1 protein-coding gene is annotated in these 26,574 nt (G+C 71.0%); it reads left to right on the top strand.

The genetic code is table 11. The features are described 5' to 3' along the window. Positions 1 to 5: 5 nt before the first annotated feature. Positions 6 to 26,525 carry a type I polyketide synthase gene (locus tag JKJ07_RS50570; protein WP_438871471.1) on the top strand — a complete coding sequence of 8,840 codons (26,520 nt, stop codon included), beginning with the start codon at positions 6 to 8 and terminating at the stop codon, positions 26,523 to 26,525. The last annotated feature ends 49 nt before the right edge of the window (positions 26,526 to 26,574 follow it).

Here is a 26,574-nt window from a genome sequence, read left to right as displayed (position 1 = left end):
GAAATGTGCGCCCCCCTGCTCGTGCTCCCCCGAAAGTAGGTTCCCCGCTGATGGCTGCCCCGGACCAGGACAAGCTCGTCGAGAACCTCCGATGGATGACGGGTGAGCTGCGCCGGACCCGCCGCCGCATCTCGGAGCTGGAGGACGCCGAGCGCGAGCCGATCGCCATCGTCGGGATGTCGTGCCGCTTCCCGGGCTGCGTTTCCTCGCCCGAAGACCTGTGGACCCTGCTCGCCGAGGGAACCGACGCCATCGGTCCCTTCCCCACCGACCGGTTCTGGGACCTCGACGGCATCTACGACATGGTCCCCGAGGAGCCGGGCGTCTCGCGGGTCCTCGAGGGCGGCTTCCTGACCGGCGCCGACCGCTTCGACGCCGCGTTCTTCGGCATCTCCCCGCGCGAGGCGCAGGCCATGGACCCCCAGCAGCGGCTGCTGCTCGAGCTGGCCTGGGAGGCGATCGAACGGGCCGGGATCGACCCCACATCCCTGCACGGCAGCGACACCGGTGTGTTCGCCGGATCCAGCCATGCCGACTACGCGGACACCGGCGGCACGGTCACCGAGGACCTCGAGCCGTACATCGTCACCGGCAACTCCGATGCCGTCGTGTCCGGGCGCGTGTCCTACACGCTGGGCCTGGAGGGGCCGGCCGCGACCATCGACACCGCGTGCTCGTCGTCGCTGGTGGCGCTGCACCTGGCGATGCGCGCGCTGCGGGCCGGTGAGTGTTCGATGGCCCTCGCCGGCGGCGTGACCGTGATGTCGACGCCGGAGCTGTTCACCGAGTTCGCCCGGCAGCGCGGTCTCGCCATCGACGGCCGCTGCAAGCCGTTCGCTGACGCGGCGGACGGGACAGGGTGGGGCGAGGGCGCCGGGATGCTGCTGATCGAGCGGCTCTCGGAGGCGCAGCGCCGGGGGCACCCGGTGCTGGCGGTCATCCGTGGCAGCGCGGTGAATCAGGACGGGGCGTCGAACGGGTTGACGGCGCCGAACGGGCCGTCGCAGCAGCGGGTGATTCGGGCGGCGCTGGCGCAGGCGGGGCTTGCGGCTGTGGATGTCGATGCGGTGGAGGCGCACGGGACCGGGACCTCGTTGGGTGATCCGATCGAGGCGCAGGCGTTGCTGGCGACCTATGGGCAGGGTCGTTCTGAGCCGTTGTATTTGGGGTCGGTGAAGTCGAACATCGGTCACACGCAGTCGGCCGCGGGTGTGGCGGGTGTGATCAAGATGGTGATGGCGATGCAGCGGGGGATGCTGCCGCGCACCTTGCACGTGGATGCCCCGAGCTCGCATGTGGACTGGTCGGCCGGCGCTGTCGAGCTGCTGACCGAGAACCGTGCTTGGCCTGAGGTGGATCGTCCGTGGCGGGCGGCGGTGTCGTCGTTCGGGATTTCCGGCACCAATGCTCACGTCGTACTGGAACAAGCGCCCGCACCCGTTGATGCGCCGGTCGAGGAGCCCGCCGGGGCAGTGCCGTGGTTGTTGTCGGCCAAGTCGCCGCAGGCTTTGGCGGTGCAGGCGGGTCGGTTGGTCGCCGCGGTGCGTGAGGCTGATTTGCCGTACGGGGATGTGGCGTGGTCGTTGGCGACGGGTCGGGCGTCGTTGGAGTATCGGGCGGCTGTGGTTGGCGGGGACTCGTCAGCGTTGGTGGCGGGGTTGCAGGCGTTGGTGTCGGGTTCCCCGTCGGACAACGTGGTGACTGGCACGGCTGCCGATGCCCGGCTGGTGGCGGTGTTCTCGGGTCAGGGTTCGCAGTGGGCGGGGATGGGTCGCGGGTTGTATGCGGCGTTCCCAGCTTTCGCGGCGGCCTTTGACGCGGTGTGTGAGCAGTTGGATCGGCCGCTGTTTGAGGTCGTCGACTCCGACGCGACGGGGTGGGCGCAGCCGGCGTTGTTCGCGTACGAGGTGGCGCTGTTCCGGCTGATGGAGTCGTGGGGGATCCGCCCGGACGTGCTGGTGGGTCATTCGATCGGTGAGCTGGCGGCGGCGCATGTGGCTGGGGTGCTGGATCTGGCGGATGCGGCGCGGTTGGTGGCGGCGCGGGCGTCGTTGATGCAGGCGTTGCCGGCGGGTGGGGCGATGCTTGCCGTCGGCGCGGACGAGGCGACGGTGCTTGAGGCTATCGGCGGGCGCGACGGGGTGTCGGTTGCGGCGGTCAATGCTCCGGACGCTGTCGTGGTTTCGGGTGAGGTCGATGCGCTTGAGGCGGAGCTGGGGCAGCGGTTCCGGACTCGGCGGTTGCGGGTGTCGCATGCGTTCCACTCGCCGCGTATGGTTCCGATGCTCGACGAGTTCCGCCGGGTCGCTGAGCAGCTGACCTACCACGCACCGTCCATTCCAATCGTTTCGACCTCGACTGGCGATATTGCCACCCCCGAGTATTGGGTCGGTCAGGTGCGGGCGACGGTGCGCTTTGCTGACGCGATTACCTCTGCGGTCGGTGACGAGGCGAACCCGGTAGTGCTGGAGCTGGGTCCGGATGCGGTGCTGGCGCCGATGGTGTCGCAGACCGTGGAGCAGGCGAGCGTGCACGCGGCGGGGCGTCGTGAGCGTGATGAGCCGGCCACGCTGCTGACGGCTGTGGCCGGACTCCATACCGCTGGTGTGACTGTTGACTGGACCAGTGTGCTGCCCCGAGGCAGGCGGGTCGATCTGCCCACGTACGCGTTCCAGCGCGAGCGGTTCTGGGTCACGACGCGGGCGGCGAGTGCGGACCTGGGCGCGGTGGGTTTGAGCGACACCGGGCATCCGTTGGTGTCGGCGTTGGTGGACCTGCCGGATGCCGGGGTGGTGTTGACCGGCCGGTTGTCGCTGGCGACGCATCCGTGGCTCGCCGACCACGTGGTCGGCGGACAGGTCGTCGTGCCGGCTGCGGCGTTGGTGGAGGTTCTGGTTCGGGCGGGTGATGAGGTCGATTGTCCGCACCTTGCCGATCTGACGGTCGAGGTGCCGTTGGTGGTGCCCGCCGAGGGTGGGGTGGCGCTGCGGGTCAGCGTCAATCCCCCCGATGAGGCCGGAGCGTGCGAGGCGCAGGTGTTCGCTCGCGGTGGCACCGGTGGAGTGTGGGTGCGTCACGCGTCGGCGGTGCTGACCGGGGAGCCTGAGTCGGAGCCTGTCGACCTGTCGGTGTGGCCGCCGCGAGGGGCCCGCCCCGTACCTGCGGACGACGTCTATGCCCGCCGGGCCGAGTTTGGCTTGGATGACGGCCCGGCGTTCCGCGGGGTCGTGGGTGTGTGGGTCGGCGAGGGGGAGGTTTTCGCCGAGGTTGAGTCCCGGGTGGAAGACGCGGGGAGGTACGGCATTCACCCTGCCGTTCTCGACGCGGCGTGGCACGCCGCCCTGCTGGACGCGTCGGCGATCAGGGGTGAGGGCACGGTCCAGCCGGTCTCGTGGCGCGGGGTGACTCTGCACGCTGCCGGTGCTGATCGGCTGCGGGTGCGGATCGCTGCTGCCGGCGATGGCGGGTGGAGTCTGTTCGCCGTCGACGAGACCGGCGCGCCGGTGATCAGCGTGTCGAGTCTGACCCTGTGTGAGACAAGCGTCGGGGATCTACCGGCCGGTGAGCGCGATGCGTTGTGGCAGATCAGTTGGGTGGAGGCCGCCGGCCCGGTTTCGGGTGTGAGCGACCCGGGCGTGGCGGTGCTGGGCGACGGTCCGGTGGTTCTCGGGGCGGCGCGCTATCCGGATCTGGTCGCGTTGGCGGAGGCCGTGCGGGGCGGTGCGGCGGCGCCAGGGCTGGTGTTCGCGGCTGTTCCCGCTGAGGCGGTCGAGCTGGCGGTGTCCGCGACGGTGTCGTTGCTGCATTCGTGGGTTGTTGAGCCGGTGCTGGCTGCGGCACGGCTGGTGCTGGTCACGCGGGGTGCGGTGGCGGTGGAGCCGGCCGAGGATGTGGCGGATCTGGCGTCGGCCGCGGTGTGGGGTCTGGTGCGTGCGGCGGCCGCGGAGAATCCGGGATGGTTCGTGCTGCTGGACCTGCCAGCAGGCTCGCACGATATGCCGGTCCCGGTCCGGTTGCCCGATGACGAACCGGAGCTGGTGCTGCGGGACGGGGTGCTGCGTGCGCCGCGCCTGGCCCGTACGGGCTCCGATGTGTCCTCGGATGGGTTGAGGCTGGATCCCGAGGGTGTCGTGCTGGTTACCGGTGGCACGGGTGCTCTCGGTTCTCATGTGGCGCGTCATCTGGTGGCGGTGCATGGGGTACGTCGTCTGGTGCTGACCGGTCGTCGGGGTGACGCGGCGCCGGGTGTGGCCCACTTGCGTACGGAGTTGGAGGCTTCCGGCGCGGAGGTGACGGTCGCGGCGTGTGATGTGGCGGACCGGGATGCGGTCGCGGCCCTGCTCGCCAGGCTCGACCACCAGTTGACCGGGGTGGTGCATCTGGCTGGTGTGCTCGACGACGCGACGTTGAGTTCGATCACGGTTGAGCAGGTTGAGCGGGTGCTGGCGCCGAAGGTCCGTGGTGCGCTGGCGTTGCATGAGTTGACCGCCGGGATGGATCTGGCGATGTTCGTGATGTTCTCGTCGACGGCGTCGGTGATTGGTGCTCCGGGGCAGGGTGTCTACGCGGCAGCGAACGCTTTTCTGGATGGCCTGGCCGCGCATCGGCGTGCTCATGGTCTGCCGGGTCGGTCGTTGGCGTGGGGGCCTTGGCAGGGCGCCGGTATGGCGGCGAACTTCGACGACGCCGAGAACGCGCGGATGCGGCGTGCCGGTCTCGGGGTGGTCGATGTCGAGCAAGGCATGAGTCTGTTCGATCGGGCGGCCGGTCTCGATGAGGCGTTGGTGGTGGTGCAGCCGCTGGACCTGGCCGGGTTGGACGGCGTCAGCGCGGTGCCGGCGCTGTTTCGAGGGCTGGTGCGTGCTGCCGTTCGGCGTAAGGCCGCCACCGGGGTCGGCGGTGGTTCGGTTCTGGCTCGGCGTCTGACGGGTTCATCGTCGTCGCAGCAGCAGGAGTTGCTGCTGGACCTGGTCCGCACGCACAGCGCGTCGGTGCTGGGAGCGAGCTCGGCCAGTGCGGTCGCGGCGCAGCGGGCGTTCCGAGATCAGGGTTTCGACTCGTTGACGGCGGTGGAGCTGCGGAACCTGTTGAGCTCGGCGACAGGGTTGCGGCTGCCGGCGACGTTGGTGTTCGACCATCCCTCGCCGGTCGCGCTGGCCGAGTACTTGCGCGCGGAGCTGGTCGGAACCGATAACGGCCCGGCAGACGTACCGGCCGTGGTGAACCCAGCCGACGTGGACACCGCCGAGGACCCGATCGTGATCGTGGGGATGGCGTGCCGCTTCCCGGGCGGGGTCTCCTCGGCGGAGCAGCTGTGGCAGCTGGTGGCCGAGGGCGGCGACGCCGTTGGCACGTTCCCGACCGACCGGGGCTGGGACATCGATGCCCTCTACGACCCTGACCCCGACACCCCGGGAACCACGTACGTCCGTACGGGCGGGTTCCTCGACGACGCGGCCGGGTTCGACGCGGAGTTCTTCGGGATCTCGCCGCGTGAGGCGCTGGCGATGGACCCGCAGCAGCGGCTGTTCCTGGAGTCGGCGTGGGAGGTCCTCGAACACGCCGGGATCGACCCGACCTCGGTGCGCGGTCAGCAGGTCGGGGTCTACGCCGGCGCTTACGCCGACACCTACGCCGTGGGCGCCGGCCTGCCGGCCGAGGTCGAGGGGTACGGCGCCACGGGCGAGGCGACCAGCGTCATCTCCGGGCGAGTGTCGTACGTGCTGGGGTTGGAAGGTCCGGCGCTGACGGTGGACACGGCGTGTTCGTCGTCGTTGGTGGCGATGCACGCGGCGGCGCAGGCGCTTCGTTCCGGTGAGTGCTCGATGGCCATCGCCGGTGGCGTGACCGTGATGGCCACCCCGAGCGCATTCACCGAGTTCGCCCGTCAGCGCGGCCTGGCCGCGGATGGTCGCTGCAAGCCGTTCGCCGACGCGGCCGACGGCACCGGGTGGGGCGAGGGTGTGGGGACGGTGCTGCTCGAGCGCCGGTCCCAGGCGATCGCTCAGGGCCACCGGGTGTGGGCGGTGCTGCGGGGTAGCGCGGTGAATCAGGACGGGGCGTCGAACGGCCTGACCGCGCCGAACGGGCCGTCGCAGCAGCGGGTGATCCGGGCGGCTCTGGCGCAGGCGGGGCTCACGGCCGCCGAGGTGGATGCGGTGGAGGCGCACGGGACCGGGACGACACTGGGCGATCCCATCGAGGCGCAAGCATTGCTGGCGACCTACGGGCAGGACCGTTCCGAGCCGTTGTATCTGGGGTCGGTGAAGTCGAACATCGGGCACACGCAGGCCGCGGCGGGTATGGCCGGTGTGATCAAAATGGTGATGGCGATGCAGCGGCAGACGCTGCCGCGCAGCTTGCACATCGACGCACCCTCGACCCACGTCGACTGGGCGGCCGGTGCGATCGAGCTGCTCGCGGAAACGCGGTCCTGGCCCGTGTCGGACCGTCCCCGCCGCGCCGGAGTGTCGTCGTTCGGGATCAGCGGCACCAACGCGCATGTGGTGCTCGAGCAGGCGCCTGAGCCGACGCCGGTTCCGGTTGAGCAGCCCGCCGGGGCGGTGGCGTGGTTGTTGTCGGCTAAGTCGCCGCAGGCGTTGGCGGTGCAGGCGGGTCGGCTGGTCGCCGCGGTGCGTGCAGCTGATTTGCCGTACGGGGATGTGGCGTGGTCGTTGGCGATGGGTCGGGCGTCGTTGGAGCACCGGGCGGCGGTAGTCGGCGAGGACTCGTCAGCGTTGGTGGCGGGGTTGCAAGCGTTGGCTTCGGGGGTGGCGGCGGACAACGTGGTGACCGGTGCAGCGGTCGACGCTCGGCTGGTTGCGGTGTTCTCGGGTCAGGGTTCGCAGTGGGCGGGGATGGGTCGCGGGTTGTATGCGGCGTTCCCGGCCTTTGCGGCGGCCTTTGATGCGGTGTGTGGGCAGTGGGATCGGCCGCTGCACGATGAGGTGGTCGACCCCGGCGCGACGGGTTGGGCGCAGCCGGCCTTGTTCGCGTACGAGGTGGCCCTGTTCCGGCTGATGGAATCGTGGGGGATTACCCCGGACGTCCTGGTGGGTCATTCGATCGGTGAGCTGGCCGCAGCACATGTGGCCGGTGTCCTGGATCTGCCAGATGCGGCGAGGTTGGTGGCGGCACGGGCCACGTTGATGCAGGCGTTGCCGGCGGGTGGGGCGATGCTCGCGGTCGGCGCGGACGAGGCGACGGTGCTCGAGGCTATCGGCGGGCGCAGCGGGGTGTCGGTTGCGGCGGTTAACGCTCCGGACGCTGTCGTGGTTTCGGGTGAGGTCGAGGCGGTTGAGGCGGAGCTGGGGCAGCGGTTCCGTATTCGGCGGTTGCGGGTGTCGCACGCCTTCCATTCGCCGCACATGGATCCGATGCTGGACGAGTTCCGGGCCGTGGCCGAGCAGTTGACTTACCACGCGCCGCAGATTCCGATCGTGCCGACCGCGACCGGCGACATCACCACCGCCGAGTATTGGGTGAACCAGGTCCGGGCGACGGTGCGTTTCGCTGACGCGATTTCCTCCGCGGTCGGTGACGAGGCGAATCCGGTGGTGCTGGAGCTGGGTCCGGACGCGGTGCTGGCGCCGATGGTCAGCGCCACGGTGGATCAGGTCTCGGTACACATGGCGGGGCGTCGTGAGCGTGACGAGCTGGCCACGCTGCTGACCGCTATGGCGGGGTTGCACACCGCTGGCGTGACCGTCGACTGGGCCAGCGTATTGCCGCGGGGTCGGCGGGTGGATTTGCCGACCTACGCCTTCCAGCATGAGCGTTTCTGGTTGACCGCTCGCGCATCGGACGCGGATCTGAGCGCCGCCGGCCTGGGTGGCACCGGGCATCCGTTGGTATCGGCGTTGGTGGAGTTGCCTGACGCCGGGGTGGTGTTGACCGGCCGGTTGTCGCTGGCAACGCATCCGTGGCTCGCCGATCACGTGGTAGGCGGGTCGATCGTCGTTCCGGGTACGGCGTTGGTGGAGGTTTTGGTTCGGGCGGGTGATGAGGTCGGTTCTCCGCATCTTGCCGATCTGACGATCGAGGTGCCGTTGGTGATCCCACCCGAGGGCGGGGTGGCGTTGCGGGTCAGCGTCGGTCCGGCCGACGACGGCGGGGTGTGCGAGGCGCAGGTGTTCGCCCGTGACGGCGGCGGCACATGGGTGCGTCACGCGTCGGCGGTGCTGACCAGCGAGCCGGTGTCGGCGTCCGTTGATTTGACGGTATGGCCACCGGTGTCGGCCCGCCCGGTGGATCTGGACGGGTTCTACGAGCGGCTCGCCGATGAGGGGCTGGTCTACGGGCCGGTGTTCCAAGGCGTAGTTGCGGCGTGGGCCGGTGATGGCGAGGTGTTCGTCGAGGTCGAGTCGCCGGTTCTGGAGCCGGAGCGGTTCGGGTTGCATCCGGCCGTGTTGGACGCGGCGTTGCAGGCCGCGTCGCTGGGTGGGTTGACTCCTGCGGGTGAGGGCGCGTTGCTGCCGTTCTCGTGGCGGGGCGTGAGTTTGTTCGCGTCGGGGGCTTCACGTTTGCGGGTGCGGTTGAGCGCTCGTAGCGGCGGGGCGCTGCGGGTGGAGGCGGCTGACCAGGCCGGTGTGGCGGTGGCGCGGATCGACGAGTTGGTGTTCCGCCCGGTGTCGGCCGAGCAGCTCGCGGGGGAACGCGACGCGTTGTTCGCCGTCACATGGACGACTGTGCCTGGCACCGATGATTCCGTGGTGTCCGGGGTGCTAGGCGAGCCGATCGATGGTCTTCCGGCGGGTACGCGGTACGGCGACGTGGGTGCGCTGGTGGCCGCGCTCGAGGAGGGTGCTCCCGTACCGGGGAAGGTCTTTGCGGCTGTGCCCGCTGGTTGTTCGCCGGTCGAGGCCGTGACGGCGACGATGGTGTTGCTGCAGCAGTGGTTGGCGGCACCGGTGCTGGCGGACGTCGTACTGGTGCTGGTTACTCGGGGTGCGGTGGCGGTCGACGCTGGTGGCGACGTCGTTGATTTGGCGGCTGCGGCGTGTCTGGGGTTGGTGCGTTCGGCGCAGTCGGAGCACCCGGATCGGTTCGTGCTGCTCGACCTGCCCGCCCGGCCCGAGACCGAGACCCTGCCCGAGGGGATGCCGGAGGACGAGCCCCAGCTGGCGTGGCGCGAGGACGCGTGGTGGGTGCCGCGGATGGTGCGTCCGGAGAAGAGCACGGCGTTGGTTCCCCCGGCGGGAAAGCCGTACTGGGAATTGGCAGTCACGCCGGGGGTGGGCAGCTTCGACGGCTTGCGGCTGGTCGAGCGGCCGGCCGCGGCGGCCGCGCTGACGGGGTCGCAGGTGCGGATCGCCGTGGGGGCGGCGGGGCTGAACTATCGCGACGTAGTGGTGACCCTCGGCATGGTCGAGGGTGTCGGAGGCGGCTCGGGGCTGGGCCACGAAGCGGCCGGTGTGGTCGTGGAAGTAGGCCCGGACGTGACCGATCGCGCGGTCGGTGACCGTGTGTTCGGGCTGATGGATCACGCCTTCGGCCCGGTGGCGGTGGCCGATCGAGCCATGGTGGCCGCGCTGCCGGCGGGCTGGTCGGATGAGCAGGCGTCCTCGACGGCGCTGGTGTTCCTGACCGCGTGGTACGGGCTGGTGGAGCTGGGCGGATTGCAGGCCGGCGAGCGGGTGCTGGTCCACTCGGCGACCGGTGGGGTGGGTCTGGCCGCGCTGCAGATCGCGCGGCATCTCGGGGCAGAGGTCTTCGCCACCGCCAGTGAGAGCAAGTGGGACACGCTCCGCGCCTGGGGTCTCGACGACGCGCACATCGCTTCCTCGCGCACCCTGGATTTCGAGGGCGCGTTCCTCGAGGCCACCGATGGCGCGGGCATGGACGTGGTGCTGGACTCGCTGGCGCGCGAGTTCGTCGACGCCTCGCTGCGGCTGCTGCCCCGGGGCGGGCGGTTCCTCGAGATGGGCAAGACCGACGTACGCGGGCCCGACCAGGTCGCAGCCGCGCACCCCGGGGTGGTCTATCAGGCGTTCGACTTGGTCGAGGCTTCGCCCGAGTTCATCCGCGGGACGCTGGGTGAGCTGGTGACCCTGTTCGAGACGGGGGTGCTCGAGGCGTTGCCGGTGCGGTCGTGGGACGTACGCCGGGCGCCGGAGGCGTTGCGGTTCATGAGCCAGGCCCGCCACGTCGGCAAGATCGCGCTGTCGATGCCGCGCCGCTTGGACCCGGACGGCGTGGTGCTGATCACCGGTGGGACCGGGACGTTGGGTGGGGAGCTCGCGCGGCATCTGGTTTCCGCGTACGGGGTGCGGCATTTGGTGTTGACCAGCCGTCGGGGGTTGTCGGCGCCGGGGGCCGGGCAGTTGCAGGCCGAGTTGGAAGCGGCGGGGGCCACCGTTCAGGTCACCGCGTGCGATGTGGCTGATCGCGGGGAACTGGCCGGGCTGCTCGATGGTTTGGGGCGCCAGCTGACCGGGGTGGTGCACACCGCTGGGGTGCTCGATGACGTGACTGTGGCCGGGATGAGCGCTGAGCAGGTCGAGCGGGTGATGGGTCCGAAGGTCGGCGGGGCGTTGGCGTTGCATGAGCTGACGGCTGGGCTGGACCTGGCGATGTTCGTGCTGTTCTCCTCGGCCGCGTCGGTGATGGGTGGGCCCGGGCAGGGCAACTACGCCGCGGCGAACGCGTTCCTCGATGCGCTGGCCGTGCATCGGCGGGCGCGGGGGTTGGCGGGTCAGTCGGTGGCGTGGGGTCTGTGGGCTCAGGCCAGCGGGATGACGGCGCATCTGGGTGAGGCTGACCTGGCGCGGTTGCGTCGTGATGGTGTGGGGGTGTTGGAGACCGGTCAGGGTATGGCGTTGTTCGACCGCGCTCTCGACCTCGACGAGGCTTTGGTCGTGGCGCAGCCGTTGGACACCGCCGCGGTTGCCAAGAGCGGCACGGTGCCGGCGCTGCTGCGGGGTCTGGTGCGTGCCCCGGTCCGTCGGAGCGCAGTAGCTGGGCTTTCCTCCGGTGAGGCGGAGCTGGTCGGGCGTTTGCAGCGGGCAAACTTGGCCGAGCGGCGCGAGCTGGTCCTCGACGTGGTGCGGGGCATCGCGGCGTCGGTGTTGGGGCATGGGTCGGCGAGTTCGGTGCCGGCGCAACGGGCGTTCCAGGATCAGGGCTTCGATTCGTTGACCGCGGTGGAGTTGCGCAACCTGCTGACGTCGGCGACTGGGCTGCGGCTGCCGGCCACGTTGGTGTTCGACTACCCGACGCCGGAGTTGCTCGCCGACCATGTGTTGGGCGAGTTGCTCGGCGTCGACACCGTCCCCGTTGTGCAGCCCCCGGTGTCGAGCACGGTGGACACCGGCGAGGACCCGATCGTGATCGTGGGGATGGCGTGCCGGTTCCCGGGCGGGGTTTCCTCCCCGGACGACCTCTGGCGGCTCGTGGCCGAGGGCATTGACGCGATCGGTGCGTTTCCGACCGACCGCGGCTGGGACCTGGAGCGGATCTACGACGCGGATCCGGAGATTCCCGGGACGACCTATGTCCGTGAGGGCGGGTTCCTCAGCGACGCGGCCGGGTTCGATGCCGGGTTCTTCGGGATCTCGCCGCGCGAGGCGTTGGCGATGGAACCGCAGCAGCGGCTGTTCCTGGAGTCGGCGTGGGAGGTCCTCGAACACGCCGGGATCGACCCGACCTCGGTCCGCGGCGAGCCGATCGGGGTCTACGCGGGCGCCTATGCCGACACCTACGCGTTGGGCGCGGACGTGCCCGTCGAAGTCGAGGGTTACGGCGCCACGGGCGAGGCCAGCAGCGTGATCTCCGGCCGGGTGTCCTACACCCTGGGCCTGGAGGGCCCGGCGATGACGATCGACGCGGCGTGCTCGTCGTCGTTGGTGGCGATGCACGCGGCGGCGCAGGCGCTTCGTTCCGGCGAATGCTCGATGGCCATCGCCGGTGGCGTGACCGTGATGTACACCCCGAACACGTTCACCGAGTTTGCCCGTCAGCGCGGCATGGCCGTCGACGGCCGCTGCAAGCCGTTCGCTGACGCCGCCAACGGGATGGGCTGGGGCGAAGGTGTGGGGACGGTGCTGCTCGAGCGCCGGTCCCAGGCCATCGCTCGGGGTCACCGGGTGTGGGCGGTGCTGCGGGGTAGCGCGGTGAATCAGGACGGGGCGTCGAACGGGTTGACCGCGCCGAACGGGCCGTCGCAGCAGCGGGTCATCCGGCAGGCCCTGGCCCAGGGCGGGCTGAGCACGGGGGATGTCGACGTCGTCGAAGGCCACGGGACGGGTACGACGCTGGGGGATCCGATCGAGGCGCAGGCGTTGCTGGCGACCTATGGGCAGGACCGTTCCGAGCCGTTGTATCTGGGGTCGGTGAAGTCGAACATCGGGCATACGCAGGCCGCGGCGGGTATGGCCGGTGTCATCAAGATGGTGATGGCGATGCAGCGGGGGTTGCTGCCGCGCACGCTGCATGTGGATGCGCCCAGCTCGCATGTGGACTGGTCGGCTGGTGCGGTGGAGCTGCTGACCGAGAACCGTGCTTGGCCTGAGGTGGATCGTCCGCGGCGGGCGGCGGTGTCGTCGTTCGGGATTTCCGGCACTAACGCGCATGTGGTGCTCGAGCAGGCCTCTAAGCCCGCGTTGGTGCCGATCGACGAACCTGCTGGGGTGCTGGCGTGGCTGCTGTCGGCGCGGACGCCGCAGGCGTTGGCGGTGCAGGCGGGCCGGCTGGCCGACGCGGTGCGTGAAGCTGATTTGCCGTACGCGGATGTGGCGTGGTCGTTGGCGACGAGTCGGGCGTCGTTGGAGTATCGGGCGGCTGTGGTTGGCGGGGACTCGGCGGTGTTGGTGGCGGGGTTGCAGGCGTTGGCTTCGGGGGCGCCGGCGGAGAGCGTGGTGACCGGTGCAGCGTTGGATGGCCGCCTGGTTGCGGTGTTCTCGGGTCAGGGTTCGCAGTGGGCCGGGATGGGCCGTGGGTTGTATGCGACGTTCCCTGTATTCGCGGCGGCCTTTGACGCAGTGTGTGAGCAGTTGGGTCGGCCGCTGTTTGAGGTAGTCGACCCCGGCGCGACGGGGTGGGCGCAGCCGGCGTTGTTCGCGTACGAGGTGGCGCTGTTCCGGCTAGTCGAGTCGTGGGGTATCCGGCCGGACGTGCTGGTGGGTCATTCGATCGGGGAGCTGGCGGCGGCGCATGTGGCCGGGGTTCTGGACCTTGCTGATGCGGCGCGTTTGGTGGCGGCGCGGGCGTCGTTGATGCAGGCGTTGCCGGCGGGTGGGGCGATGCTCGCGGTCGGCGCGGACGAGGCCACCGTGCTCGCCTTGTTGGGCGGACGCGACGGGGTGTCGGTCGCGGCGGTGAATGCTCCGGGTTCGGTGGTGGTTTCCGGGGATGTCTCGGTGATCGAGGAGTTGGAGGCCGAGTGGGGGCAGCGGTTCCGGACTCGGCGGTTGCGGGTGTCGCACGCGTTCCATTCGCCGTTGATGGATCCGATGCTGGACGAGTTCCGGGGGGTCGCTGAGCAGCTGACCTACCACGCACCGTCCATTCCGATCGTGTCGACCTCGACCGGTGATATCGCCACCGCCGAGTATTGGGTCAGCCAGGTCCGGGCGACGGTGCGCTTCGCTGACGCGATTGCCTCCGCGGTCGGTGATCAGGCGAATCCGGTCGTGCTGGAGCTGGGCCCGGACGCGGTGCTCACGCCGATGGTCAGCGCCTGCGTGGACGAGGTCAGGGTACTTACGGCGGGGCGCCTCGAGGGTGATGAGCCGGCCGTGCTGCTGACTGCTGTGGCCGGGATGCACACCGCAGGCGTCACCGTCGACTGGACCAGGATTCTGCCCCGAGGCCGGCAAGTGGTCCTGCCGACGTACGCGTTCCAGCACGAGCGGTTCTGGGTCGCATCCCGGGCGGCGAGTGCGGACCTGGATGCGGCAGGTTTGAGTGACACCGGGCATCCGTTGGTGTCGGCGTTGGTGGACCTGCCGGATGCCGGGGTGGTGTTGACCGGGCGGTTGTCGGCGGCGACGCATCCGTGGCTCGGGGATCACGTGGTAGGCGGCCAGGTTGTCGTGCCGGCTGCGGCGTTGGTGGAGGTGTTGGTCCGGGCCGGGGATGAGGTCGGTTGTCCGCATCTTGCCGATGTGACGGTCGAGGTGCCGTTGGTGGTGCCGCCCGAGGGTGGGGTGGCGTTGCGGGTCAGCGTCGGTCCGGCCGACGACGGCGGAGCGTGTGAGGCGCAGGTGTTCGCCCGCAGCGGCGTCGGCGAGATGTGGATGCGTCACGCGTCAGCGGTGCTGACCGGGGAGCCGGAGTCGGAGCCTGTCGACCTGTCGGTGTGGCCTCCGCGGGGTGCGCGTTCGGTGCCTGTGGCCGATGTGTATGCCAGCCGGGCCGAGTTCGGTCCGGCGTTCCGCGGGGTCGTGGGTGTGTGGGTCGGCGAGGGGGAGGTTTTCGCCGAGATCGAGTCCCCGGTCGACGACGCGGGTCTGTACGGCATTCACCCTGTCGTTCTGGACGCGGCGTGGCATGCCGCCCTGCTCGACGCGTCGGCATTGACGGGTGAGGGTGCGTTGCAGCCGGTCTCGTGGCGGGGGGTGACTCTGCACGCTGCGGGTGCTGATCGGTTGCGGGTGCGGATCGCTGCTGCCGGCGATGGCGGGTGGAGTCTGTTCGCCGTCGACGGGACCGGCGCGACGGTGATCAGCGTGTCGAGTCTGACCGTACGTGAGGTGGGCGTCGGGGATCTGCCGGCCGGTGAGCGCGATGTGTTGTGGCGGATCAGGTGGGTGGAGGCCGCCGGCCCGGTTTCGGTCGTGAGCGACCCGGGCGTGGCGGTGCTCGGCGACGGGCCGGTGGTTCCCGGGGCGGCGCGCTATCCGGATCTGGTCGCGTTGGCGGAGGCCGTGCGGGGCGGTGCGGCGGTGCCAGGGATGGTGTTCGCGGCTGTTCCCGCTGAGGCGGTCGAGCGGGCGGTGTCTGCGACGGTGTCGTTGCTGCAGGCGTGGCTGATCGAGCCGGCGTTGGAGGCGACCCGGCTGGTGCTGGTCACCCGGGGCGCGGTGGCGGTCGAGCCGAGTGAAGATGTGGCGGATCTGGCGTCGGCCGCGGTGTGGGGCTTGGTGCGTGCGGCGGCCGCGGAGAATCCGGGACGGTTCGTGCTGCTGGACCTGCCGGCCGGCTCGGGCACGCCCGGTCCGGTCGGGTTGCCCGACGACGAACCGGAGCTGGTGCTGCGCGACGGAACGCTGCGCGTGCCGCGCCTGGCCCGTACGGGGTCCTCGCGCGGCGGTTATGGGCTGGAACCCGAGGGTGTCGTGCTCGTTACGGGCGGCACCGGGGGTCTGGGCTCTCAAGTGGCGCGTCATCTGGTCGCGGTGCATGGGGTACGTCGTCTGGTGCTGACCGGTCGCCGGGGTGACGTGGCGCCGGGTGTGGCCCAGTTGCGTACGGAATTGGAGGCGGCTGGCGCGGAGGTGACGGTCGCGGCGTGTGATGTGGCGGACCGGGATGCTGTCGCGGCCCTGCTCGCCGGACTCGATTACTCGTTGACCGGGGTGGTGCATCTGGCCGGTGTGCTCGACGACGGGACACTGAGTTCGATCACCGCTGAGCAGGTTGAGCGGGTGCTGGCGCCGAAGGTCCGTGGTGCGCTGGCGTTGCATGAGTTGACCGCCGGGATGGATCTGGCGATGTTCGTGATGTTCTCGTCGACGGCGTCGGTGATTGGTGCTCCGGGGCAGGGTGTCTACGCGGCAGCGAACGCTTTTCTGGATGGCCTGGCCGCGCATCGGCGTGCGCGTGGTCTGCCGGGTCGGTCGTTGGCGTGGGGTCCTTGGCAGGGGCCCGGTATGGCGGCGAACTTCGACGACGCCGAGAACGCGCGGATGCGCCGAGCCGGTATGGGCATGGTCGAGGTCGAGCAAGGCATGGCACTCTTCGATCGGGCGGCCGGTCTCGATGAGGCGTTGCTGGTGGCGCAGCCGCTGGACCTGGCCGGGTTGGACGGCGTCAGCGCGGTGCCGGCGTTGCTGCGAGGGTTGGTGCGCGGTCCGGCTCGTCGTAGTGCCGCCGGCGGCGCCGATGATGGTTCGGTGCTGGGTCGTCGGTTGTCACGTTCGACGCCGTCGCAGCAGCGGGAGTTGTTGCTGGACTTGGTCCGCACCCACAGCGCGTCGGTGCTGGGGACGAGTTCGGCCAGCTCGGTTCCGGCGCAGCGAGCGTTCCGGGATCAGGGTTTCGACTCATTGACCGCGGTGGAGATGCGGAACCTGCTGAGCTCGGCGACAGGGTTGCGGCTCCCGACGACGTTGGTGTTCGACCATCCTTCACCGATCGCGCTGGCCGAATACTTGCGCGCGGAACTGGTCGGAACCGACGCGACCTCGGTCGCGGTCACGCCAGGCGACGTGAGCACCGCCGAGGACCCGATCGTGATCGTAGGGATGGCGTGCCGGTTCCCGGGCGGGGTCTCCTCCCCGGAGGAGCTGTGGCGTTTGGTGGCCGAGGGCAGCGACGCGATCGGCGCGTTCCCGACCGACCGCGGCTGGCACGCCAACGTCGAGGGTTTCGCGGCGGTGGGCGGTTTCGTGGACGCGGCCGGCTTCGATGCCGGGTTCTTCGGGATCTCGCCGCGTGAGGCGCTGGCGATGGATCCGCAGCAGCGGCTGGTGCTGGAGTGCTCCTGGGAGGCCCTGGAGCGGGCGGGCATCGCGCCGGATTCATTGCGCGGCTCACCGGTCGGGGTGTTCATGGGCGGAGCCCCATCGGGGTACGGCGATGACGGCGGTTCCGGGGTTGAGGGTTATCTGCTGACCGGTGGCGCCGGCAGTGTGGTCTCCGGTCGGGTGTCGTACGTGCTCGGGTTGGAAGGTCCGGCCCTGACGGTCGACACGGCCTGCTCATCGTCGCTGGTGGCCCTGCACGTCGCGGGTCAATCACTGCGCCGCGGTGAATGCTCGATGGCGTTGGTCGGTGGTGTAACGGTGATGCCGACGCCGGGTACGTTCACCGAGTTCGCCCGTCAGGACGGCTTGGCCGGCGATGGCCGGTGCAAGGCGTTCGCTGACGCCGCGGACGGGACGGGCTGGTCGGAAGGTATCGGCGTCCTGGTCGTCGAGCGCCTCTCGCAGGCGGTGACGGCAGGGCACCGGGTATTGGCGGTCGTACGAGGTTCGGCGGTGAATCAGGACGGTGCGTCCAACGGGTTGACCGCGCCGAACGGTCCGTCGCAGCAGCGGGTGATCCGGGCCGCGCTGGCCGACGCCCGACTCGAGACCGCCGACATCGATGCGGTCGAAGCGCACGGCACGGGAACCAGTCTCGGCGACCCGATCGAGGCGGGCGCGCTGCTGGCAACCTATGGGCAGGGCCGTTCTGAGCCTCTGTATTTGGGTTCGGTGAAGTCGAACATCGGCCACACCCAGGCCGCGGCAGGCATGGCCGGCGTCATCAAAATGGTGATGGCAATGCAACACGGCACGCTGCCGCGCACCCTGCACGTGGACACTCCGTCGACCCACGTGGACTGGTCGTCCGGTGCCGTCGAACTACTGACCGAGAACCGCACCTGGCCCCCGACAACCAGACCGCGCCGGGCGGCGGTGTCGTCGTTCGGAATCTCCGGCACCAACGCCCACGTAGTCCTGGAACAGCCGACCGTCCCGTCCAACGCCACCAACACCATCGGCGCCGTCAACGGCATCGACGCCACCAACACCACCAACGCCACCGACAGCGTCGAGGCCCCTAACGGCACCGACGTCGAGGCCGTCAACGGCACCGACAGCATCGACGCTGCCAACGGCATTGACGCCGTCAACGGCACCGATCCCACCAACACCACCAACCTCACGGACCGCACCGACGGCATCGACGGCATCGAACTCGCCGACGGCTCTAACCTCACCAACCCCACCGACGGCACCAACCCCACCGACGGCACCAACCCCAACGACGGCATAAATCCCACCAAGCCCACCGACGGCAACAGCCCCACCGATGGCACCGATGCGGGTGTGGTCGCGTTGGTGTTGTCGGGGCAGGACGAGGCGGGGCTGCGGGGGCAAGCGGCGGCGCTACGGGAGCGGGTGACCGGGCAGCCAGGGTTGGCGCTGCGTGATGTGGCGTGGTCGTTGGTGACGACTCGCAGCATGCTTGCGAGCCGGGCGGTGGTCCTTGCCCGTGACACGGACGAGGCTGTGGCGGGCCTGACCGCGCTGGCCGAGGACAGCCCGGCCGACTCGGTGGTACGTCATCTTGGCCGGTCGGCGGCGCAGCCGGTGCTGGTGTTCCCGGGTCAGGGTTCGCAGTGGGTGGGGATGGCCACCGACCTGCTCGCCAACTCCGCGGTCTTCGCGGAGCGCATGCGCGAGTGCGCAGCAGCGCTGGCCGAGTTCGTGGACTGGGACCTGTTCGCAGTGCTGTCGGACGAGACGGCACTGCAGCGAGTCGATGTGGTCCAGCCGGCGCTGTGGGCGGTCAACGTGTCGCTGGCAGAGCTGTGGCGGGCCCATGGCGTGCAGCCGGCAGCGGTGGTGGGTCATTCGCAGGGCGAGATCGCGGCGGCGACGGTGGCCGGGGTGTTGTCGCTGGCCGATGGGGCTCGGGTGGTGGCGTTGCGGTCGCGGGCGATCACCGTGATCACCGGCCGCGGCGGGATGGTGTCGGTCGCTTTGCCGGAGGCCGAGGTACAGGCGCGGTTGACGCCGGGGTTGTCGGTGGCGGCGGTGAACGCTCCGGCGGCCACGGTGGTCTCCGGTGATGATGCCGAACTCGACGCGTTGCTGGCCGTCTATGAGGCCGAGGGTGTGCGGGTGCGGCGGATCCCGGTGGACTATGCCTCGCACTCCCACCACGTCGAGGAAATCAGTGAGGAGATTGCCGCTCTGCTGGCGCCGGTTACACCGCGCCCGGCCACAATCCCGATGTACTCAACCGTCGGCGACACAGGGTGGATCGACGGGCCGGAACTCGACGCAGGTTACTGGTACAGCAACCTGCGTGAGCCGGTGCGGTTCGCGCAGGTGCCGGCGGTGTTGTCGCAGCAGGGCTATCAGGCCTTTATCGAGGTCAGCGCGCATCCGGTATTGACCTACTGGATGGAACAGGCCGCTCCCGACGCGGTTGTCCTGCCGACTTTGAAACGCGGCGAAGGCGACCAGACTAGGTTCACCACCGCTTTGGCCGAGGCTTGGACCGCCGGCCTAGACGTTGACTGGACCAGCGTGCTGGCCCAAGGCCGCCGGGTCGATCTGCCCACGTACGCCTTCCAGCGCGAACGCTACTGGCTGGCCCCGGCGGCCGGGGCAGGGGACCTGGGTGCGGCCGGTTTGCGCGACACCGGCCATCCGCTGGTGTCGGCGTTGGTGGAGTTGCCCGATGCCGGGGTGGTGTTGACCGGCCGGTTGTCGCTGGCGGCCCAACCGTGGCTCGCCGATCACGTCGTAGGCGGGTCGATCGTCGTACCGGGTACGGCGTTGGTGGAAGTCCTGGTTCGGGCGGGTGATGAGGTCGGTTGCCCGCACCTTGCCGACCTGACGATCGAGGTGCCGTTGGTGATCCCACCCGAGGGCGGGGTGGCGTTGCAGGTCGGCGTCGGTGCGCTCGACGACGGGGTACGGGACGCGCAGGTGTTCGCCCGCGGTGGCTCCGGCGGCACGTGGGTGCGTCACGCGTCGGCGGTGCTGACCAGCGAGCCAACGCCGGTGCCGGAGTCAGCTGATCTGTCGGTGTGGCCTCCCGTCTCGGCACACCCGGTGGACCTGGCCGGGTTCTACGACCGGCTCGCCGATGAAGGGCTGGTCTACGGGCCGGTGTTCCAGGGTGTGGTCGCGGCGTGGGCCGGCGATGGCGAAGTCTTCGTCGAGGTCGAGTCGCCGGTTCTGGAGCCGGAGCGGTTCGGGTTGCATCCGGCGGTGTTGGACGCGGCGTTGCAGGCCGCGTCGCTGGGTGGGTTGACTCCTGCGGGCGAGGGCGCGCTACTGCCGTACTCGTGGCGCAGGGTGAGTCTGCTCGCGTCGGGCGCGTCACGGTTGCGGGTGCGGTTGAGCGCCGGCAACGGTGGAGTGCTGCGGGTAGAGGCGGCTGACCACGCCGGCGCGGCGGTGGCGCGGATCGACGAGTTGGTGTTCCGCCCGATGTCGGCCGAGCAACTCGCCGCAGCCGCCGGGGCGGAAAACAACGCCTTGTTCGCCGTCAAGTGGACCACCGTGCCCGTCGCTGGCAGTCCGGCGACGCCGTGGGTACTCGGCGAGCCGATCGATGGTCTCGCGGTGGGTACGCGGTACGGCGACGTCGGTGCGCTGGCGGCCGCTATCGAGGAGGGTGCCCCCGTACCGGAGAAGGTCTTTGCGGCCGTGCCCGCAGGTTCCTCGCCGGTTGAGGCGGTGACGGCGACGATGGTGTTGCTGCAGCAGTGGTTGGCGGCACCGGTGCTGGCCGACGTCGTACTGGTGCTGGTGACCCGGGGTGCGGTAGCGGTCGAGGCGGGTGGCGATGTCGTCGACCTGGCGCAGGCGGCATGTCTGGGGTTGGTGCGTTCGGCGCAGTCGGAGCACCCGGATCGGTTCGTGCTGCTCGACCTGCCCGCCCAATCCGAGACCGAAATGGTGCTGCCGGGGCTGCCGGAAGACGAACCACAACTCGCGTGGCATGAGGGCGACTTGTGGGCGCCGCGGTTGGTCCGTCCGGAGAAGGGAACGGCGGCGTCGCCTTGGGACCCGGACGGCGTGGTGCTGATCACCGGTGGAACCGGGACGTTGGGTGGGGAGCTCGCGCGGCATCTAGTTTCCGCGTACGGGGTGCGGCATCTGGTGTTGACCAGCCGTCGAGGGCTGTCGGCGCCGGGCGCGGAACAGTTGCAGTCCGACTTGGAGGCGGCTGGGGCCAACGTTCAGATCGCCGCGTGCGATGTGGCTGACCGCGGCGCGCTGGCCGAGCTGCTAGACGGTTTGGGGCGTCGGTTGACCGGGGTGGTGCATACCGCCGGGGTGCTCGATGACGTGACCGTGGCCGGGATGAGCGCCGAGCAGGTTGAGCGAGTAATGGGCCCGAAGGTCGACGGGGCGCTGGCACTGCATGAGCTGACGGCCGGGATGGACCTGGCGATGTTCGTGCTGTTCTCCTCGGCCGCGTCGGTGATGGGCGGTCCGGGGCAGGGCAACTACGCCGCGGCGAACGCGTTCCTCGACGCCCTGGCCGCGCACCGCCGCGCGCGGGGGTTGGCGGGCCAATCGGTGGCGTGGGGTCTGTGGGCTCAGGCCAGTGGGATGACGGCGCATCTGGGCCAGGCCGACATGGCGCGGTTGCGTCGTGACGGCGTACGGACGCTTGAGACCGAGCAAGGTATGGCGCTGTTCGACCGCGCCGTCGACCTCGACGAGGCCCTGGTCGTGGCGCAGCCCTTGGACACCGCCGCGGTCGCCAAGAGCGGCACGGTGCCGTCGCTGCTGCGCGGTTTGGTGCGTGCCCCGGCCCGTCGTGTCGTCGCGACGGGCACCTCGGCCGGTGAGGCGGAGCTGCTTGGACGTCTGCGGCGGGCGAACTCGGCCGAGCGGCGCGAGCTGGTCCTCGACATGGTGCGGGGGATCGCGGCTTCGGTGCTGGGGCATGGGTCGGCTAGTTCGGTGCCGGCGCAGCGGGCGTTCCAGGACCAGGGCTTCGACTCGCTGACCGCGGTGGAGCTGCGCAACCTGCTGACCGCGGCGACCGGGCTGCGGCTGCCGGCCACGCTCGTGTTCGACCACCCGACACCGGAGCTGCTCGCCGCCCATGTGCTCGGCGAGTTGCTCGGCGCCGACACCGCCCCAGCCCTGCAGCCCACGGCGCCGAATACGGTGAACACCGGCAAGGACCCGATCGTGATCGTGGGGATGGCCTGCCGGTTCCCGGGCGGGGTTTCCTCCCCGGACGACCTGTGGTCGCTGGTCCTCAACGGCGTCGACGCGATGGGACCGTACCCGACCGACCGCGGATGGGACGCCGAGCTCATCGCCGGTGTCGAGCACCTCGACGCGTCGTACGTCCGTGAGGGTGGGTTCCTCAGCGATGTGGCCGGGTTCGACCCGCAGTTCTTCGGGATCAGCCCGCGCGAGGCCACCGCGATGGACCCGCAGCAACGGTTGCTGCTCGAGAGCGCGTGGGAGGCCATCGAGCACGCCGGGATCGACCCGACCTCGCTCCGCGGCGAAGACGTCGGGGTGTTCGTCGGCTCCAGCGGCCAGGACTACATCCACACCGTGGGCCAGGCCGGCGAGGACGACGGCGGTTACCTCATGACCGGAACCGCGGGAAGCGTGCTTTCGGGACGCCTGTCCTACATGCTCGGACTGCGTGGTCCCGCCCTTACCGTCGACACCGCCTGCTCGGCCTCGTTGGTGGCGCTGCACCTCGCCGCGGGCTCCCTGCGCACCGGCGAATGCTCGGCAGCGCTGGTCGGCGGGGTCACTGTCATGTCGACTCCCACCGCCTTCGTCGAGTTCAGCCGGCAGAGCGGCCTCGCTCGCGACGCCCGGTGCAAGGCGTTCTCCGACGACGCCGACGGCACCGGGTGGGGCGAGGGCGTGGCTACCCTGCTCGTCGAGCGCCTGTCCGACGCGCGGGCTCGCGGTCACCGCGTGCTGGCCGTGGTGCGGGGCTCGGCGACCAACCAGGACGGCGTCTCCAACGGCCTCACCGCGCCCAACGGTTCCTCCCAGCAGCGGGTGATCAGGGCCGCGCTCGCCCAGGCCGGGCTCGCCCCGAGCGAGGTCGACGCGGTCGAGGCACACGGTACGGGCACCGCGCTGGGCGACCCTGTCGAAGCCCACGCCCTGCTCGCCACCTACGGTCAGGATCGCCCCGACCTGCCGCTCTACCTCGGTTCGATCAAGACGAACATCGGTCACACGCAGGCCGTGGCCGGTCTGGCCGGCGTGATCAAGATGGTGATGGCGCTCAACGCCGGCACGCTTCCGCAGACCCTGTACGCCGAGAACCCGTCGGCCCAGGTCGACTGGAGCGTCGGCGCGGTCGAACTGCTGACCCGCAACCGGCCCTGGCCGGCGCTGGACCGGCCGCGCCGCGCCGGGGTCTCGGCCTTCGGGATCAGCGGCACCAACGCCCACGTCGTGCTGGAGGCGCCGGCGGCGGCCGGCCCACCGGCGCCCCGCGGACCGGTCGTGGCGGGGCCCTTGCCGTGGGTCCTGTTCGGCGCCAGCCCGGCGGCCCTCGCCGACCAGGCCCGGCGGCTGCGCGAGTGGCTCGGCACGGTGCCCGGCACCGACCACGACATCGCCTACTCCTTGGCTACCGGTCGCGCGGTCCTCGAGCACCGTGCGGTGGTGGTCGGCGCCGACCGTGCCGCACTCGAGGCGGGCCTCGACGCCCTCGCGGCAGACGAGCCGTCCGCAGCGGTCGTGCGAGGCTCGGGGCGGGCCGGGCGCCTGGCCGTGCTGTTCTCGGGCCAGGGCTCCCAGCGCGCCGGGATGGGCCGCGAGCTCTACGCCACGTACCCGGTCTTCGCGACGGCCTTCGACACCGTCTGCGCCGAGCTCGATCGCCACCTCGACCGGCCGCTGAGCGAGGTCGTGGCGGCCGGGGACGGCCTGCTCGACACGACGGGCTGGACGCAGCCGGCCCTGTTCGCCGTCGAGGTCGCCCTCTACCGGCTCGTCGAGTCGTGGGGGCTGACCCCCGACGTCGTCACCGGGCACTCGATCGGGGAGCTGGTCGCGGCGCACGTGGCCGGCGTGCTCGACCTGGCCGACGCGGCCCGCCTGGTCGCCGCGCGGGCGGCCCTGATGCAGGCGCTGCCCGCGGACGGGGCGATGGTGGCCGTCGACGCGACCGAGCCGGCGGTCCTGGCGGCCATCGAGCAGCGCGCGGTCGGTCACGCGGTGTCGGTCGCGGCGGTGAACGGCCCCGAGGCAGTCGTCATCTCCGGCGCCGCCGCCGAGGTCGCGGCGCTCGCCGAGGCCTTCGCGGCAGAAGGGCACCGCACCCCGGCGTTGCGGGTCAGTCACGCGTTCCACTCGCCGCTGATGGCACCGATGCTCGACGACTTCGCCGCGGTGGCCGAGCAGCTCACCTACCACCCGGCCCGGATCCCGGTGGTGTCGAACGTGACCGGTCAGGTCGAGGACGTGGCGTCGGCGCAGTACTGGGTTCGGCACGTGCGCGCGACCGTGCGATTCGCCGACAACGTCGGGTGCCTGGTCGGGCGTGGCGTCGGTGCCCTGCTCGAGCTGGGCCCGGACGGCGTGCTCGCCGGCATCGCCCGCGCTCTGGTTCCCGACGAGACCGTCGTCGTGGCCGCGATGCGCCGCGATCGTCCGGAGGCCGAGACGCTGGTCGGTGCTCTTGCCGCGCTGCACGTGTCGGGGGTCGCGCTCGACTGGCCCGCCTTCCTCGGGGACGGCCGGCCCGTCGCGCTGCCCACGTACGCGTTCCAGCATCGCCGCTTCTGGCTCGGGGACCTCGGCTCATCCGGGTCCACCGGATCCCGTACGGCCGGCAGTGGGTCGCTCGTCGACACCGCGTTCTGGTCCGCCGTGGAGCGCCTCGACGCGGGCGAACTCGGGCTCGCGGAGCACGCTGTCGCGGACGTGCTCCCTGCCCTGTCCGCCTGGCGCCGGGAGCGGGTCGCCCGGGAAGCGCTCACCGCCTGGCGCTATCGCGTCGCCTGGACCACCGTCACCCCCGCCCCACGCCCGCCCGCGGGTTCGTGGGTCGTCGTCGGGTCCGCCGACGACCCGGTCGGGGAACAGCTGAGCACGGAACTCGCCGCCGCGGGCGCCACCGTGAGCCGGATCGACAACGCGGGCCTGGACCGCGCCGGCCTGGCCCGCGCTCTCGCCGCCGCGGCGCCGGCCGGTGTGCTGCTCCTCGCGGCCGACGATGACGCCGGGGACGACACCGTGGGCGGCCCGGTGCCGCTCGGACTGGCCCGTACCGTCGTGCTCGCCCAGGCCCTCGCCGACGCGGAGCTCGACGCGCCGCTCTGGATCGTCACCCAGGGCGCGGTCGCGGTGGGTGACGACGAGGCGCCGCGGCCGGACCGGGCCGAGATCTGGGGCCTGGGCCGCGTGGTGGGGCTCGAGTATCCGCATCGTTGGGGCGGCCTGATCGACCTGCCGGCCCGGCTCGACCCGGCGGCGACGGCCCACGCCGTCGCGCTGCTCGCCTGTGGCGCGGGCGATGAGGACCAGCTCGCGATCCGCGCCGACGGGATCCACGCCCGGCGCCTCGAGCGAGCTCCCCTGAGTGCGGACGAGACGGTGACCCCTTGGTCTCCCCACGGCACCGTGCTGATCACGGGAGGGACCGGTGGGCTGGGCGGAAGCGTCGCGCGCTGGGCGGCCCGCGAGGGCGCGGAGCACCTCGTCCTGTGCAGCCGCCGCGGACCCGACGCCCCGGGCGCGGCCGAGCTTGCCGCCGAGGTCGAAGGCCTGGGCGTACGGGTCACGGTCGTGGCCTGTGACAGCGCCGACCGGGACGCGCTCGCGGCGCTGGTCGCCGAGCACCCTCCGACGGCCGTCGTGCACGCAGCGGGTCTCGGGAGCAGCGCCGTCATCGACGACCTCGACCTCGATGCCCTCGCCGCCGAACGCGGCGCGAAGGTCCTCGGGGCACAGCACCTCGACGAGCTCTGCCCCGACCTCGAGGCGTTCGTGCTGTTCTCGTCCAACGCGGCCACGTGGGGCGGTGCCGGGCAGGGGGCATACGCCGCGGCCAACGCCGCGCTCGACGCGCTGGCGGAGCGACGGCACTCGCGGGGCCTCGCCGCCACGTCGATCGCCTGGGGCACCTGGGGCGAGGTCGGCATGTCCGCCGGTGGTCCGACGGCCGGGCACCTGAGCCGGCGGGGACTGCGCCCGATGGATCCCGGCGCGGCGATCCAGGCGATGGCCGTCGCCGTGGGGCGAGGCGAGACCACCGTCGTGGTCACCGACGTCGACTGGCCGGTCTTCGCGGCGTCCTTCAGCATCGCCCGGGCACGTCCTCTGCTCGACGGGATTCCCGAGGCTCGGGCGGCGCTGGCCGAGCCGGTTCCGGCGCCGGCGGGGGAGCACAGCGCGGACTTCGTCGCCGGACTGACCGGCCTCACTAGCGCCGATCAGCAGCGTGCCGTCCTGGAGCTGGTTAGCCGTGAGGTGGCAGGCGCCCTCGGCCACACCGCCGACGACGTCGCGCCCGACCGGCCCTTCCAGGCGCTGGGCGTCGACTCCCTGGGCGCCCTGGAGATCCGCAACCGGCTCCGTGTCGCCACCGGCCTCGAGCTGAGCAACACAATTGTGTTCAACCACCCGACCCCGGCCGCGGTCGCGGTCCACCTGGTGCACCGACTGGGACTGGACGAGCCGGCTCCCGACGCGGTCGCAACCGCGGAGCTCGACGCCGTCGAACGGGTGCTGCGCGGTGACGCGCTGGACGACACGGCCCGCGAGCGCATCGTCAACCGGCTGCGGGCCCTGCTCGCGGACAGCGCCGGCCCCTCGCATCCCGGCGACGACGCCGGCCCTCGGCTCGAGACCGCCACCGACGACGAGGTCTTCGACTTCATCGGCCGGGAGTTCGGCATCTCCTGACCGGCGGGTGCCGCCACCTACGACCTACCCGGCCCGTTGCCGCCCCTGG

The sequence above is a fragment of the Paractinoplanes lichenicola genome (assembly GCF_016785085.1).
In the GTDB taxonomy this organism is placed as follows: domain Bacteria; phylum Actinomycetota; class Actinomycetes; order Mycobacteriales; family Micromonosporaceae; genus Actinoplanes; species Actinoplanes lichenicola.
The sequence above is the reverse complement of the archived record's forward strand: the minus strand, read 5'-3'. Positions and strand labels throughout refer to the sequence as shown.